This is a genomic window from Streptomyces gelaticus, from assembly GCF_014649535.1.
Lineage (GTDB): Bacteria > Actinomycetota > Actinomycetes > Streptomycetales > Streptomycetaceae > Streptomyces > Streptomyces gelaticus.
The window spans coordinates 58132-70466 of record NZ_BMTF01000032.1; the positions used below are offsets into that span (position 1 = coordinate 58132).

The 12335-nt window shown below is 72.0% G+C and carries 11 protein-coding genes, 1 pseudogene and 1 riboswitch; of the genes and pseudogenes, 3 read left to right on the forward strand and 9 right to left on the reverse strand.

What is annotated here, in order from left to right:
• Nucleotides 1–25: 25 nt before the first annotated feature.
• Genes IE107_RS31000 through ribD form a run of 6 tightly spaced genes read right to left on the reverse strand, consistent with a single transcriptional unit; the run spans nucleotide 26 to nucleotide 4501 of the window.
• On the reverse strand, nucleotides 26–298 hold the full coding sequence (locus IE107_RS31000) for a phosphoribosyl-ATP diphosphatase (protein ID WP_018524273.1): 273 nt from the start codon (nucleotides 296–298) through the stop codon (nucleotides 26–28).
• Nucleotides 299–332: 34 nt separating this feature from the next.
• Nucleotides 333–818, reverse strand: a complete 486-nt coding sequence (gene ribH, locus IE107_RS31005; RefSeq protein ID WP_189547691.1) for a 6,7-dimethyl-8-ribityllumazine synthase — start codon at nucleotides 816–818, stop codon at nucleotides 333–335.
• A 28-nt stretch (nucleotides 819–846) separates the two neighbouring features.
• Entirely contained in the window at nucleotides 847–2145 is a 1299-nt protein-coding gene (locus IE107_RS31010; protein ID WP_189547692.1) for a bifunctional 3,4-dihydroxy-2-butanone-4-phosphate synthase/GTP cyclohydrolase II, read from the reverse strand.
• Nucleotides 2142–2786 (reverse strand): nicotinamide mononucleotide transporter family protein, encoded by a 645-nt coding sequence (locus IE107_RS31015; RefSeq protein WP_189547693.1) that lies wholly within the window; start codon nucleotides 2784–2786, stop codon nucleotides 2142–2144. Before IE107_RS31015 ends, IE107_RS31010 begins: the two co-directional genes overlap by 4 nt.
• Nucleotides 2783–3400 carry a riboflavin synthase gene (locus tag IE107_RS31020; RefSeq protein ID WP_189547694.1) on the reverse strand — a complete coding sequence of 206 codons (618 nt, stop codon included), beginning with the start codon at nucleotides 3398–3400 and terminating at the stop codon, nucleotides 2783–2785. Before IE107_RS31020 ends, IE107_RS31015 begins: the two co-directional genes overlap by 4 nt.
• On the reverse strand, nucleotides 3401–4501 hold the full coding sequence (ribD, locus tag IE107_RS31025) for a bifunctional diaminohydroxyphosphoribosylaminopyrimidine deaminase/5-amino-6-(5-phosphoribosylamino)uracil reductase RibD (protein WP_189547695.1): 1101 nt from the start codon (nucleotides 4499–4501) through the stop codon (nucleotides 3401–3403). It abuts the gene before it with no gap.
• A 158-nt stretch (nucleotides 4502–4659) separates the two neighbouring features.
• Nucleotides 4660–4790, reverse strand: a riboswitch (FMN riboswitch).
• Between the two features lie 180 nt (nucleotides 4791–4970).
• Between ribD and IE107_RS35435 the strand changes: the two are divergent.
• Nucleotides 4971–5479, forward strand: a pseudogene (locus IE107_RS35435) (glycosyl hydrolase family 18 protein); the annotation flags it as partial.
• A gap of 15 nt (nucleotides 5480–5494) precedes the next feature.
• Here the strand turns inward: IE107_RS35435 and IE107_RS31030 are convergent.
• Nucleotides 5495–6685 carry an ROK family transcriptional regulator gene (locus tag IE107_RS31030; protein WP_189547696.1) on the reverse strand — a complete coding sequence of 397 codons (1191 nt, stop codon included), beginning with the start codon at nucleotides 6683–6685 and terminating at the stop codon, nucleotides 5495–5497.
• A gap of 147 nt (nucleotides 6686–6832) precedes the next feature.
• Here IE107_RS31030 and IE107_RS31035 point away from each other — a divergent pair, with 147 nt between their 5' ends.
• Both IE107_RS31035 and IE107_RS31040 read left to right on the forward strand, forming a co-directional pair.
• A complete protein-coding gene (locus IE107_RS31035; protein WP_189547697.1) occupies nucleotides 6833–8065 on the forward strand; it encodes an MFS transporter in 1233 nt (410 codons plus the stop codon).
• Between the two features lie 152 nt (nucleotides 8066–8217).
• Nucleotides 8218–9609 carry a uracil-xanthine permease family protein gene (locus tag IE107_RS31040; RefSeq protein ID WP_189547698.1) on the forward strand — a complete coding sequence of 464 codons (1392 nt, stop codon included), beginning with the start codon at nucleotides 8218–8220 and terminating at the stop codon, nucleotides 9607–9609.
• A gap of 187 nt (nucleotides 9610–9796) precedes the next feature.
• Here IE107_RS31040 and IE107_RS31045 read toward each other — a convergent pair whose 3' ends face one another.
• Together IE107_RS31045 and IE107_RS31050 are read right to left on the reverse strand one after the other, a co-directional pair.
• Entirely contained in the window at nucleotides 9797–10732 is a 936-nt protein-coding gene (locus tag IE107_RS31045; RefSeq protein ID WP_189547699.1) for a GNAT family N-acetyltransferase, read from the reverse strand.
• A partial coding sequence (locus tag IE107_RS31050; RefSeq protein ID WP_189547700.1) for a peptidase C14 occupies nucleotides 10729–12335 on the reverse strand: 1607 nt, incomplete at its 5' end. The genes IE107_RS31050 and IE107_RS31045, both read right to left, overlap by 4 nt.

Here is a 12335-nt window from a genome sequence, read left to right on the forward strand (position 1 = left end):
GACGTACGTGGTGCGGAGGTGGTGCTCAGAGGTGGGCGTAGACGTCGTCGAGCGAGATCCCGCGGGCGACCATCATCACCTGGACGTGGTACAGCAGCTGGGAGATCTCCTCGGCGGCCGCGTCCTTGCTCTCGTGCTCGGCGGCCATCCAGACCTCGGCGGCCTCTTCGACGACCTTCTTGCCGATGGCGTGGACGCCCTTGTCCACGAGCTCGGCGGTACGGGAGGTGGAGGGATCGCCGTTGGCGGCCTTGAGCTGCAGCTCGGCGAAGAGCTCTTCGAAGGTTTTGTTCGCCATGATGGTCTTAGAGTACGGGGTCCGCGCCCTGCTCTCAGCGCCAGGGCTCGCTGATCGTGCGCAGCGTCGCGGCGGTGGCGACGGCCGCGGTGACCGCTTCATGCCCCTTGTCCTCGTTGGAGCCCTCCAGTCCTGCCCGGTCGAGCGCCTGCTCCTCGGTGTCGCACGTGAGTACGCCGAAGCCGACCGGGACCCCCGTGTCGACGGCGACCTGGGTGAGGCCGTTGGTGACGCCGTGGGAGACGTACTCGAAGTGCGGGGTGCCGCCGCGGATGATCACACCGAGGGCGACGATCGCGTCGTAGCCGCGGCCGGCGAGGACCTTGGCCACGACCGGCAGTTCGAAACTGCCGGGCACCCGGAGCAGGGTCGGCTCGTCGATGCCCAGCTCGTGCAGGGCGCGCAGGGCGCCGTCGACGAGTCCGTCCATGATCTTCTCGTGCCACTGCGCGGCGACGACCGCCACGCGCAGATCACCGCAGTTGCGTACGGACAGTTCGGGTGCGCCCTTGCCGCTCATGTCTCTCCTGTCGCTCGTTTCCGTGATCTCACTGGTTGCCGCAGGTCGACACCGTGGCGGTGTCGAGCCAGGGCAGGTCGTGCCCCATGCGGTCGCGTTTGGTGCGCAGATAGCGCAGATTGTGTTCACCGGCTTGGACGGGCATCGGCTCGCGGCCGGTGACGGCGAGTCCGTGCCGCAGGATGGCGGCCGTCTTGTCGGGGTTGTTGGTCATCAGCCTGAGGCTGTGGACGCCGAGGTCCTTGAGGATCTGGGCGCCGGCCGCGTAGTCCCGGGCGTCGGCGGGCAGGCCGAGCTCCAGGTTGGCGTCCAGGGTGTCGACGCCGCGCTCCTGGAGTTCGTACGCGCGGAGCTTGGACAGCAGGCCGATGCCCCGGCCCTCGTGGCCGCGCAGGTAGACGACGACGCCGCGGCCCTCCTCGGTGATCCGGCGCATGGACGCGTGCAGCTGGGGTCCGCAGTCGCAGCGCTGGGACTGGAAGATGTCACCGGTCAGGCACTCGGAGTGGACCCGGACCAGGACGTCACTGCCGTCGCCGAGGTCGCCGTGGACGAGCGCGACGTGTTCGACGCCGTCGGTGGCGGAGCGGTAGCCGTACGCGGTGAACGGGCCGAAGCTCGTCGGCAGCCGTACCTCGGCCTCGCGGCGGACGGTCGGCTCCGAGCTGCGGCGGTAGGCGATCAGGTCCTCGATGGAGATGATCGTGAGGCCGTGCTTGCGGGCGAACGGGACCAGCTGGGGCAGCCGCAGCATCACGCCGTCCTCGCCGGCGATCTCCACGATGGCCCCGGCGGGCCGCATTCCGGCGAGCCGGGCGAGGTCGACGGCGGCCTCGGTGTGGCCGTTGCGGACCAGTACACCGCCGGAGCGGGCGCGGAGCGGAAAGATGTGGCCGGGCCGTACGAAGTCGCCGGGGCCGGCCTCGCCGCCGGCCAGCAGCCGGAGCGTGGTGGCCCGGTCGGCGGCGGAGATGCCGGTGGTGACGCCGTGGGCGGCGGAAGCGTCGACGGAGACGGTGAACGCCGTGCGCATCGACTCGGTGTTGTGGTCGACCATCTGCGGCAGTTCGAGCCGTTCCAGCTCGTCGTTCGCCATGGGCGCGCAGATCAGGCCGCGGCATTCGCTCATCATGAACGCGACGATCTCGGGGGTGGCCTTCTCGGCGGCGACGACGAGGTCGCCCTCGTTCTCCCGGTCCTCGTCGTCGACGACCACGACGGGCCGGCCGGCGGCGATGTCGCGGATCGCCTGCTCTACGGGATCCAGGCGGAGGTCCTCGGCGGCGTCCTCGTATTCCCGGTGCAGCCAGGTGGGCTGGGCAGTCATGCCGTGGCTCCTTCCAGAGCGGGTGTCCGCGAACGCAGCCACCAGTCGCGCATGCCCCACAGGACGAGGGCGCCGTACACGACGTAGATGAGACCGGAGAAGGCGAGTCCGCTGTGGAAGTTCAGCGGTACGCCGACCAGGTCGACCAGCAGCCAGGCGAACCAGAACTCGACCATGCCGCGGGCCTGGGCGAGCATGGCGACGAGCGTGCCGGCGAATATGTACGCGTCCGCCCACGGGCTCCAGGAGAGCGAGGGGAACGCGGTGAACAGGCCGCCGACCGCGAGGGTGCCGAGTGCGGCGCCGCCCAGCAGGTAGCCGCGCTCGCGCCAGGTGGCGAACCGGACGGCGATGGAGCCGTCCTGGGCCTGCTGCCTGCCCCGGGTCCACTGCCGCCAGCCCCACACGGCCACGGCGATGACGACGACCTGCTTGCCGACGCTGCCCGCCTGGTGCACGGAGGCGTTGGCCGCGACCAGGACGACGCCGGACAGCAGCTGGGCGGGCCAGGTCCAGATCGAGCGGAGCCAGCCCAGGGTCAGCGCGATCAGACCGACGGTGTTGCCGATCATGTCGGACCAGATGATGTGCTGCCCGAAGACGGTGAACGCCTCCGAGTTCAGCCAGTTCAGGGTGGTCACTTCGCCGGCTCCTCGGGCTCCTGCGCGGGGTGGCCGAGCAGCCGCTCGACGTACTTCGCGATGACGTCCACCTCCAGGTTGACCGGGTCGCCGGGCTCCTTGATGCCGAGCGTGGTCAGGGCCAGGGTGGTGGGGATGAGGCTGATGGTGAAGTAGTCGGGTCCGGCCTCCACGACGGTGAGGCTGACGCCGTCGACGGTGATCGAGCCCTTCTCCACCACGTAGCGGGCCAGCTCCGTGGGGAGGGAGACCTTCACGATCTCCCAGTTCTCGGAGATCCTGCGTTCGACGATGCGCCCGGTGCCGTCGACATGGCCCTGGACGATGTGGCCGCCGAGCCGGCCGCCGACCGCCATGGGGCGTTCCAGGTTGACCCGGGAGCCGGTGTCCAGGGCGCCAAGGCTGGACCTGTTGAGGGTCTCGGCCATCACGTCCGCGGTGAACTCGCCGTCGCCGAGGTCGACGACGGTGAGGCAGACACCGTTGACGGCGATGGAGTCGCCGTGCCTGGCGCCCTCGGTGACCACACGGCCGCGCAGGCGGAATCGGGAGGCGTCGCCGAGCTTCTCGACGGCGGTGACCTCACCCAGTTCTTCGACAATTCCGGTGAACACTCAGTTTCCCTTCCGGGCAGGGCCGGGGACGGCGGTGATGCGCAGATCGGGGCCGATACGGACGGTCTCGGTCACATCGAGGCGCAACGCCTCGGCGATGGTGGAGATTCCGGCGTCGGCGAGGGCCGCGGGGCCGGCGCCGAGGAGCACAGGAGCGAGATAGCCGACGACCTTGTCGACCGTCCCCGCGGCGACGAAGGCCCCGGCCAGGGTCGGGCCGCCTTCGAGGAGTACGGAGCGGATGCCGCGCCCGTGCAGGGCACGGAGCAGGGCGGGGATGTCGAGGCCGGGGCCGGTGGCGGCGCGCGGCAGCCGCAGGACGGCCGCCCGGGGCAGATGCCGGGCGTCGGCGTCCTCGGCGACGGCGATCACGGTGGGCGCGCTGCCGTCGAGGACGCGGGCGCCGGGGTGTACGGCGGTGGCGCCGGTGTCGACGACCACCCGCAGCGGCTGCACGGCGTCCTCGATGCCGCGCACGCCGAGCTGCGGGTCGTCGGTGCGGGCGGTGCCGGAGCCGACCACGACGGCGTCGGCCTCGGCGCGCAGCCGGTGGACGTCGGCGCGGGACTCCGGAGAGGTGATCCAGCGGCTGGTGGCGTCGGCGGCCGCGATCCGGCCGTCGAGGCTCGCCGCGTACTTCCACAGGACGTACGGGCGGCCCAGGCGCACCGAGGTCAGCCAGGCCGCGTTGCCCGCCTCGGCCTCGGCCGCCAGGAGTCCCTGCTCGGCCTTGATCCCGGCCGCGCGCAGGGTGCCGGCACCGCCGGTGGCCTGCGGGTCCGGGTCGCCGACCGCGTAGACGACCCGGGCGATCCCGGCGTCGACGAGCGCCCGGGCGCAGGGGCCGGTGCGGCCGGTGTGGTTGCAGGGTTCGAGGGTGACGTAGGCGGTGCCGCCGCGGGCCCTGTCGCCCGCGTCGCGCAGGGCGTGGATCTCGGCGTGCGGTCCGCCGGCCCGCTGGTGGAATCCCTCCCCGGCGTGGCGGCCCGCGGCGTCGAGGACGACGCAGCCGACGACGGGGTTGGGGCTGGTGGAGCCGAGACCGCGGGCGGCGAGCGTGATCGCACGGCGCATGGCGGTGATGTCGGCTGCGGTGTCCACCGGGTCCTCCTGCCTCTTCGGGCACGGACTCCGGGGCCTGTCGATGACGACAGATGAAGCGGGAACGCCAGGAGGAACGCCGGAAATGCCGGAAAGCGCGGATGGATCGGTCGCCCGAAAACCATCCGCCGACGGCGGCGTACCCGCAAAACGGCCCGCCGCGCACTGCCTCCCATCCGGACTTTAACCGTCGGTCCAGGAATCCCACCTGGTCAACCGGCCGCTGGATGCGGACGGGTCGCGGACTATAACCGCCGGTTCGGAATTGCACCGACCCCGGAGTGCGCTGCTGCTGGTACACGATCAGTGTGCCACGCCCGGCGGCGGGCCATGCGGGTGAGGACCTGTGGACTGGCTCACAGGACGACCGCGACGAGGGGTGCGGCCGAAGAAGTCGCCATCCGGGGGTCCAGCCCCGTTGACCCAATGGGTCTGGACCCTTGGATCTCTGCGCCGTCTTCGAGGAGCCCCCCACGGTTATGCGCACACCCGGGGCACCAACACGCCCCGCCCCCTGGCCAGTTGCTCTGCCATCTACGACACCGAGGGCCGGGAGAAGATGGGCGCCGACCACCAGCGGCGGGTCGTCGGATACTTCACCGGTCGACGGACCGGCAAGGACGGCAAGCCCGCCTCCCTCGCCTCCGGCATCCTCTGGGACAAAGTCACCCATTTGAATGACGCGTTCGCCCATGTCGACGGTGGCAACGGGCCCCCGTGGGCGCCGAAGGGCCGGACAACGCCTCGACCGGCTCGCCCTGGCCGGTTGTCGCCGGCGCCGAGATGGACCCGGACCTCTCTACAAGGGCCATTTCAACCTGCTCAACAAGTTCAAGATGAAGCACTCGGGCGTGAAGTCCATGGTGCCGGTGGGCGGTTGGGCGGAGCGGCTACTTCGAAGACAGCGGCAGGCGGGTGGATCCGGGCGGCTTCCACTCGATGGCGGCCGACGCCGACGGCTCGGCCGTGCCCGGCGGGGCCCCACCCGGCGGTTCAGCCGGACGGTGTGAACAGCTCGTCCTGAGCCGCCTCCCGTGCGGTGAGGAGCGCGCCGCGGAGCACAGCCGCGCCGCCGAGCCGTCCGGCCCTGACCTCGGTTCGCAGCGGTGACATCAGGGTGAGCCGCTCCTCGACCCGGGCCGCGAGCGCGTCGCCGCCCGCGTGGCCGACCTCGCCCGCCAGCAGCACGCAGCCCGGGTCGAGGACCGCGGCGATGGCGGCGGCGCCGAGGGCGAGACGGCCGGCGAGGGCGTCCAGGAATGCCTCGCCGTCCCCCTCCCCCGCCAGCGCGGCCCGCACCGCGACGGCCGCGCCCGGCTCCTTGTCCCCCTCTGCGGTACCCGGAGGCACGGCGATTCCGTGGGTGGCGGCCAGTTCGCAGACCGGGGCCGAGCCCACCAGCGCATGGAAGCCGCCGTCGCAGTTGAGGGCCGAGGGCGTGCCGGGAATGCCCGGTACCGGCAGGAAGCCGATCTCGCCCGCGCCGCCGGAGGCTCCGCGGCGGAGCTTCCCGTCCAGCATGACGCCGGCACCGACGCCGTGGCCGAGCCAGAAGAGCACAAAGGTGTCGCGGTCGGTGGCCGCGCCGTCGCGGTGTTCGGCGACGGCGGCGAGATTGGTCTCGTTCTCCACCAGCACGGTCGCGGGCAGCCGCTGCTGGAGCACCCGCACCAGCCGCCGGTGCCAGGCGGGCAGTCCGGTGGTGTCGCGCAGATCGCCGGTGACCGGGTCGATCAGCCCGGGTGCGCCGATGCCGACGCTGTGCAGCGGTCCGGCACCGGCCTCGCGGGCGGTGCGTTCCAGCAGTGCGGCGGCCTGTTCGGCGGCGGCCTCGGTGCCGGTGTCGCCGCTGATGGGCATGGTGGCCTCGGCGAGCGTGGTGCCGAGGAGGTCGGCGACGACGACGGCGACACTGCCGGTGCGTACGTCGAGCGCGGCGAGATGGGCGCGGTCGGCGGCGATCCCGTACAGCCGGGCGTTGGGGCCGCGGCGCTCGGCACCGGCCTCGCCGACGACACGGATCAGACCGGCTCCCTGCAACCGTTCGACGAGGTCGGCGACGGTGGGCCGGGAGAGGCCGGTCAGGGTCTTCAGCTGGGTGGCCGTCAGCGGGCCCTCCTGCTGGAGCAGTCGCAGGGCGAGCCGGTCGTTGATGGCCCGTGCGGTGCTCGGTGATGCGGGCATGCCGGGATCCTTCCAGATCACTGGCGTACGGGACGCACAGGCGCACTATTTATCAGGCAGGGTTCCTGATAGTTTACGGCCCGCACCGTGGAGACGGGCGCCGGGGCCACCGGCAGCAGAGGATTTCCCAAGGGAGGGCACGGCGGCATGACGACGGATTCCACAGACACGGTCTTCGGCATGGAGCAGGTGAAACGGGCCAGGTTCGCCGTCGCCGCCGTCTTCACCGTGCACGGCGCGGTGACCGGCAGCTTCGCCACCCGGGTGCCCTGGATCCAGGATCACGCCGGGATCGGTGCCGGCCAGCTCGGCCTCGCCCTCGCCTTCCCGGCGATCGGCGCCTCGCTCGCCATGCCGCTCGCCGGTGCGATCAGCCACCGCTTCGGCGCCAGGACCGCGCTGCGCGGACTGCTCGCCCTGTGGACGCTGGCACTGGTCCTCCCCTCGATGGCCCCCGACCTGCTGACGCTGTGCGCCGCACTCTTCGTGTACGGGGCGACGGCCGGCATGTCGGACGTGGCGATGAACGCCCTCGGCGTCGAGGTGGAGAACCGCCTCGACAGGTCGATCATGTCCGGGCTGCACGGGATGTGGAGCGTGGGCGCGCTGATCGGTTCGGCGGCGGGCACGGTGGCCGCCCATCTGGGCGCCGATGCCCGGCTGCACCACGCACTGGCCGCCCTCGTGCTCACCACGCTCGGCCTGATCGCCTGCCAGGGCGTGCTGGACCTGCGCAGCGAGCCGGACGAGGAGCCGCCGCCGCGCTTCACCCTGCCGCCGAGGTCGGCGCTGATCATCGGCGCGGTGGGCTTCTGCGCGGTGTTCGCCGAGGGCGCCAGCCTGGACTGGTCGGCGGTCTACCTCCGGGACGTCATGGACACCTCCGCGGGGCTCGCCGCGGCTTCCACCACGGCGTTCGCGCTGACCATGGCGGTCGCCCGGATCGCCGGTGACAAGGTCGTCGACCGCTTCGGCGCGGTCCGGACCGTACGGGTCGGCGGGGTGCTCGCGACGCTCGGCGGGGTGCTCGTGGTCGCTTCGCCGGACGCGGCGCTCGCGATGTGCGGCTTCGGGTTCCTGGGCCTCGGTGTGGCGGTGGTCGTCCCGCTCGCCTTCGCGGCGGCCGGGCGCAGCGGTCCGAACCCGAGCCAGGCGATCGCGGGCGTCGCCACGATCACGTACACCTCGGGGCTGATCGCGCCGTCCGCGATCGGCTCGCTGGCCGAGGCGACCTCGCTGGTCGTCTCCTTCGGCCTGGTGACGGTGCTCGCGTTCGGCCTGGTGCTGGGGGCCGGGGTGCTGCGGGCCGGCGACCGCAGGGCGGTGGCGTCCTCGGACGCCGGTGCCCCGGGCACGGCGGCGGCCGAGCGGCGTCCCTGAACCCCCGCGTCCTGCGCATCGGCCGTGCTCAGGGGCCATGGCCCGGCCGCGAGCACGCCACGGTCCGGCATTACCATGGCGCTGATCATTTCTGCGGCAGCGACGTGCCCGGCGAGGCGCTCGACTCCACACCTACACAACAGGGAGCGACCATGGGCCTCGGCGTGCGCTGGACCTTGCACGGCGACGGGAAGACCCCCGCACCGGGGGCCGTGGTCCGGCCGGACGAACGGCTCTCCTGGCCCCGTACGTTCGGACTGGGCGCCCAGCACGTGGTCGCGATGTTCGGCGCCTCGTTCGTCGCCCCGGTGCTGATGGGCCTGGACCCGAACCTGGCGATCATGATGTCGGGTGTCGCGACGGCCATCTTCCTGCTGGCCACGCGCGGTCAGGTGCCCAGCTACCTCGGCTGTTCGCTCTCCTTCGTCGGGGTCGCGGCGACGATCCGGGCGAGCGGCGGCGACAGCGCAGTGGTCACCGGCGCGGTCTTCGCCGTCGGCGTGGTGCTCTTCCTCGCCGGTCTCGCCGTGCAGCGGTTCGGCGCCCGGATCATCCACGCGGCCATGCCGCCGGTCGTCACCGGTGCCGTCGTCATGCTGATCGGTTTCAACCTCGCTCCGGTGACCGCGTCGACGTACTGGCCGCAGGACCAGTGGACGGCGCTGCTGGTCATGCTGTTCACCGGACTGGCCGTAGTGTGCCTGCGCGGATTCTTCTCGCGCATCGCGATCTTCCTCGGCCTGGTCTTCGGGTACGCGCTGTCCTGGGTCCTCGACCGGATCTTCGGCAAGATCCACTCCCCGGTCGGCGGCGCCGAGGCCGTGGACCACTGGCGGCTCGACCTGTCGGGTGTCGCCAAGGCCGACTGGATCGGGCTGCCCTCCTTCCACGCGCCGAGCTTCGAGTGGTCGGCGATCCTGGTCGCCCTGCCGGTGGTCATCGCGCTGATCGCGGAGAACGCCGGACATGTGAAGGCCGTCGGCGAGATGACCGGCGCCTCGCTGGACGGCAAGCTGGGCACCGCGATCGCCGCGGACGGCGCCGCGTCGATGCTGTCGACCGCGGTGGGCGGTCCGCCGAACACCACGTACTCGGAGAACATCGGCGTCATGGCTGCGACCCGGGTCTACTCCACCGCCGCGTACTGGGCCGCCGCCTGCTTCGCCCTGCTCTTCGGCCTCTGCCCCAAGTTCGGCGCGGTCGTCGCCGCCATCCCCGGCGGTGTGCTCGGCGGCATCACCGTCATCCTCTACGGCATGATCGGCCTCCTCGGCGCCCAGATCTGGCTGCACGCCAAGGTCGATCTGCGCAACCCGCTGAACCTGGTGCCGGCCGCGGCGGGCATCATCATCGGCGTCGGCGGGGTCAGCCTGAAGATCACCGACAACTTCGAGCTGAGCGGGATCGCGCTGGGCACCATCGTGGTGATCACCGGCTACCACGTGCTGCGCGCCTTCGCCCCGGCCCACCTCAAGACCCAGGAGCCCCTGCTGGACTCGGGCACGTCGGCGTACGGCGAGCAGGCGCCGAAGCACGAGGCGTAGGGCTCCTGCCGTACCGGAACGGGGGCCGGTACGACGCCCGGTGCGGGTGTATGCCGCGGCTGTTGCCGGTGCTGTGGCGGCTGTGAGATGTGCCGCTGTCGGCCGAGGAGTTCCGACAGCGGTCGAGGCGGGGCCGGCGGGGCGCCGTCCGCTCGCGCCGCATCGCTGACGGCGCCCCGCCGGGACCTCAGAAGCAGTCGCCGTACCAGTGGACCGCGCCGGGTGCCGTGACCGTGGCCCGGACGGTGTCCGCGCCGGCGTGCAGCGGGCGGGCCATCCCCACGTGCTCCGTCACCTGCCGGGCGTCCGCCAGCAGGGCCGGGAGCGCCGCCCGGATCTCCGGGTCGTCGGGAAGCCGGACCCGGGCCCGGCCCAGTCCTGCTGCCCGGCCCCGCTCACCGACGGCGGCGAACAGCCCGCCCAGGGCCCCGGACGCGCCCGCGAACTCGCGCACCTCCACGCACTCCCCCTCGTGCTGGGCCACCATCCAGCCGACGAGCGCCCCGGAACGGGGGTCCTCGGCCACGAGCGACGACCGTTCGAGGGGGCCGTACCAGGCGGGCACCCGCACCGCCCAGTCCTCGGGACCGCGCAAGGAGCTGAGCGGCCGGTTCACGTTGTACGCGTGGTGCAGCGCGGCCACCTCCGCGGCGTCCCGCGCGGTCGCCTCGCGGATCCGGAACTCCCCGGCGGCGGACGGGGGCGCGAGCCGCCCCTCGGTGTACGAACTGCCGAACTCCTGCCATCCCGAGCCCCGGTAGACGCCCGGGGTCCCGGTGAACAGCAGTGACCAGTCGCACTGTTCGGCCCTCATGGTGTGCTCCGCAGCCACCAGCAGCCGCCGCACCAGTCCCTGGCCGCGGGCCTCGGGGCGGGTGGCGACGCTGCCGATGCCGCCGACCCGTCGCGGGGTGCCGCCCGCGTCGCGGATCAGCCTCGGTACGTAGACGACGACCGCGTCGATCCCGTCCCCGGCGGCGTTCTGCGCGACGAAGGTGTGCCGGTGGCGGTCCGGGTCGAGGGCGTGCAGATCGGTGATCTGCGGGGCGTCGAAGCACCGCTGCCACAGGGCGGCCAGGGCCGGGGCGTCGGCCGGCGTCGCGGTGCGGATCACGGCGCTCACAGGATCAGGTTCCCGTCCGTACGCACCTTTTCGCTGTTCGCGGGCATGGTGCCGCGCTCGGTCCCGTCCTCCACGCACGAGGTGTGCAGGACCGAGTCCAGCGCGCCGGGGGCGAGGTGGAGCGTGCCGCCGGTGAAGCGGGCTCCCGTCGCCGCGTAGTGATTGCTGCCGTCGGCGATGCGGACATGGGCGGTGTCCGCTCCGGAGGTGGCGCTGCTGAGCGCGCCGATGTGCCAGGTCACCCTTCCCGGACCGGCGGCGCGGCCGAGCAGCGCCTTGGCCTTGTTGCTGCCGGTGAGCCGGGCGCCGCCGGTGACGGTGATCCGCTGGTCGCGCACGGCACTGAGTTCGATGCCGGTGTTGTCGTAACTGCCGCCGTCGATGCGCAGATCCGCGGATCCCACCGAGAGCGGGGCCGCGTTCCCGGCGCCGGTGACGGTGCAGTCGGTGAAGTGGACGGGCCCCGCCCCGCGCAGGATCGCGCCGTCGACACCCTTGAACGTGCAGCGTACGAAGTGCACGGGCGTGGTGACCGGGGTCTGGACGAGGACGGCGCCCGCGGACGGCTCGAAGGAGCAGTCGCTGATGGTGGTCGGCCGGGTGGAGCGGGCGGAGCGCTGGGCGACGGCGAAGGTCTTCGCGGTGCAGCCGCGCACCTGGGCGCCGTCGGCGTTGACGGTGAGGGTGCCGGCCTGGTCGAAGGTGGGGCGCGCGATCACCGTGATGTCTTCGAGGGTCAGATCGGTGATCTTGGTGTTGGCGGTGAACCAGGAGCAGACATGTCTGCGCACCGTGATCCGCTTGGCGGAAATCCCCCACTGCGCACCGGAGTTGGCGATGTCCATCAGCCCGGAGTTGCCGTCGAAGAGCAGATCGTGTTCGTACTGCCCGTGTGTGGTGAAGGGGTTGCCGCCCGCGTCGTCGCCGTCGCCGTGGCAGTTCACGACGGTGCAGTAGGCGGAGGCGGTGAGGTCGTTGAGGTGGCGCACATTGCTGGTCGTGCAGTCCGCGACCCGCCCGTACAGGCAGTAGATCTGCTGGGTGAGATAGCCCGCGCCGCCGTACTCGACGGTGGGCGGGTTCTTCAGCGAGCACTCCTCGGTGCGGAAGCGGGTGCACCAGCGGCGCATGATGACCGGCCAGAAGGTGCCGGTGGCGTGGATTCCGGAGACGTCGCAGCCCACGGCGTACTCGAAGCTGACGGGGTGGGAGCCGGTGTACTCGTCGGGGCCGGCGCCCTCGAAGACCATGTTGCGGATGTGGGTGCCCCGGACCGGTTCGATGCGGGTCCAGGTGAGCTTGCGGCCCTCGGCGAGTTCCCAGCCGTTGAGGTAGCCGATCCGGATGTGTCGCGCGTCGACGATCTCGGTGATCTCGACCAGCTTCTGCAGCTCGCGTTCGTCACGGCCGCCGCCCGCGACCGGGGCGACCTGCACGGACCACCACTGACCGACCTCGAACGCCCCCGCGTCGGGGACCGGGAAGGTGTCGGTGAGCTCGATGACCTTGCCGGAGAGCGCGTGCTCGACGGTGGTGTCGGTGACGGTGCCGCGGAAGGAGAGGACGGCGCCGAAGGGGTTGTCGTGGGTGTTCTTCTCGATGC

Coding starts and splice junctions, on each gene's coding strand:
- IE107_RS31000 (WP_018524273.1), bottom strand. CDS start 298: ATGGCGAACAAAACCTTCGAAGAGCTCTTCGCCGAGCTGCAGCTCAAG.
- ribH (WP_189547691.1), bottom strand. CDS start 818: ATGAGCGGCAAGGGCGCACCCGAACTGTCCGTACGCAACTGCGGTGAT.
- IE107_RS31010 (WP_189547692.1), bottom strand. CDS start 2,145: ATGACTGCCCAGCCCACCTGGCTGCACCGGGAATACGAGGACGCCGCC.
- IE107_RS31030 (WP_189547696.1), bottom strand. CDS start 6,685: ATGCCCGCATCACCGAGCACCGCACGGGCCATCAACGACCGGCTCGCC.
- IE107_RS31035 (WP_189547697.1), top strand. CDS start 6,833: ATGACGACGGATTCCACAGACACGGTCTTCGGCATGGAGCAGGTGAAA.
- IE107_RS31040 (WP_189547698.1), top strand. CDS start 8,218: ATGGGCCTCGGCGTGCGCTGGACCTTGCACGGCGACGGGAAGACCCCC.